1 protein-coding gene is annotated in these 1,514 nt (G+C 65.9%); it reads left to right on the top strand.

Annotated features, from left to right (window positions below; translation table 11 throughout):
* Positions 1-203: 203 nt before the first annotated feature.
* The coding region (gene leuC / locus NW808_RS01630; RefSeq protein WP_414420058.1) for a 3-isopropylmalate dehydratase large subunit at positions 204-1,514 on the top strand (1,311 nt) is incomplete at its 3' end.

The raw sequence follows: 1,514 nt of genomic DNA, 5'->3' as shown, positions 1-1,514 counted from the left end.
CTCTCCCTTCTTCCGCCGCCCCCTGGGTACAAGGCGATTTACTAGGCAAGCCCAGCTTGACCTTTGGGCCCCGGGCCCTTTAGGCTATAGGGCAATGCGGCGGGTCCTTCTATCCCTAGACCGGGCAGGCCCGGTTTAGGGAAAGGCTTTGCGCCGCACTCCCCCGGGCCTAGGAACCCGGGGGTTTTTTCTAGGGAGGGAGCATGGGAAAAACGCTTTACGACAAGGTTTGGGAGGCCCACGAGGTGCGAAAGCTCAGGAATGGGCAGAGCCAGCTTTTCATAGACCTCCACCTCCTCCACGAGGTCACGAGCCCCCAGGCCTTTGGAATGCTGAAGGACCTGGGCCTCAAGGTACGCTATCCCCACCGCACCTTCGCCACCGTGGACCACATCGTCCCCACCCACGACCGCAGGGAACCCTTCCAGGACCCTCTGGCCCAGAACATGCTGGAGGCCCTGAGGCGCAACACCAAGGAGCACGGCATCACCTTCTTTGACCTGGGCAGCGGCAACCAGGGCATCGTCCACGTCATCGGCCCCCAGCTGGGCCTCACCCAGCCCGGGATGACCATCGCCTGCGGCGACTCCCACACCTCCACCCACGGGGCCTTCGGGGCCGTGGCCTTCGGCATCGGCACCAGCCAGGTGCGGGACGTCCTCGCCACCCAAAGCCTGGCCGCCAAGAAGCTCAAGGTACGGCGCATCAACGTGGACGGAAAGCTGGGCCCCGGGGTCTACGCCAAGGACGTGATCCTCCACATCATCCGCACCCTGGGGGTCAAAGGGGGCCTGGGCTACGCCTATGAGTACGGCGGGAGCACCGTGGAGGCCATGGACATGGAAAGCCGCATGACCCTTTGCAACATGTCCATTGAGGGCGGGGCCCGCATCGGCTACGTGAACCCCGACGAGACCACCTTCGCCTACCTCGAGGGCCGCCCCTATAGCCCCAAGGGGCCTGAGTGGGAGGAGGCCAAGAAGCGCTGGCTTTCCTTCCGCTCCGACCCCGATGCCACCTACGACGACGTGGTCAGCTTCCGGGCCGAGGAGATCGCCCCCACGGTCACCTGGGGCATTAACCCGGGCCAGGCCATCCCCGTGGACGGGCGGATTCCCCTTCTGGAGGAGCTCCCCGAGGAAGAAAGGGCCGTGGCCGAGGAGGCCCTGGCCTACATGGGCTTCAGGCCCGGCCAGCCCATCAAGGGGGTGCCCGTCCAGGTGGCCTTCATCGGGAGCTGCACCAACGCCAGGCTCTCCGACCTCCGGGAGGTGGCCCGCTACCTCAAGGGGCACAAGGTGAAAAAGGGCGTGCGGGCCCTGGTGGTGCCGGGCTCGGAGTGGGTGGCTAAAAAGGCGGAGGAGGAGGGCATCGCCGAGGTCTTCCGCGAGGCGGGGTTTGAGTGGCGGAACCCCGGCTGCTCCATGTGCCTGGCCATGAACCCGGACCGCCTGGAAGGAGACGAGCTGGCGGCCAGTAGCTCCAACCGCAACTACAAGGGGAGGATGGGAAGC

Origin of the sequence: Synechococcus sp. W70.1, assembly GCF_047461515.1 — a bacterium.
Classification (GTDB): Bacteria; Cyanobacteriota; Cyanobacteriia; order Thermostichales; family Thermostichaceae; genus Thermostichus.
This window is presented reverse-complemented; position numbering and strand designations above follow the sequence as displayed.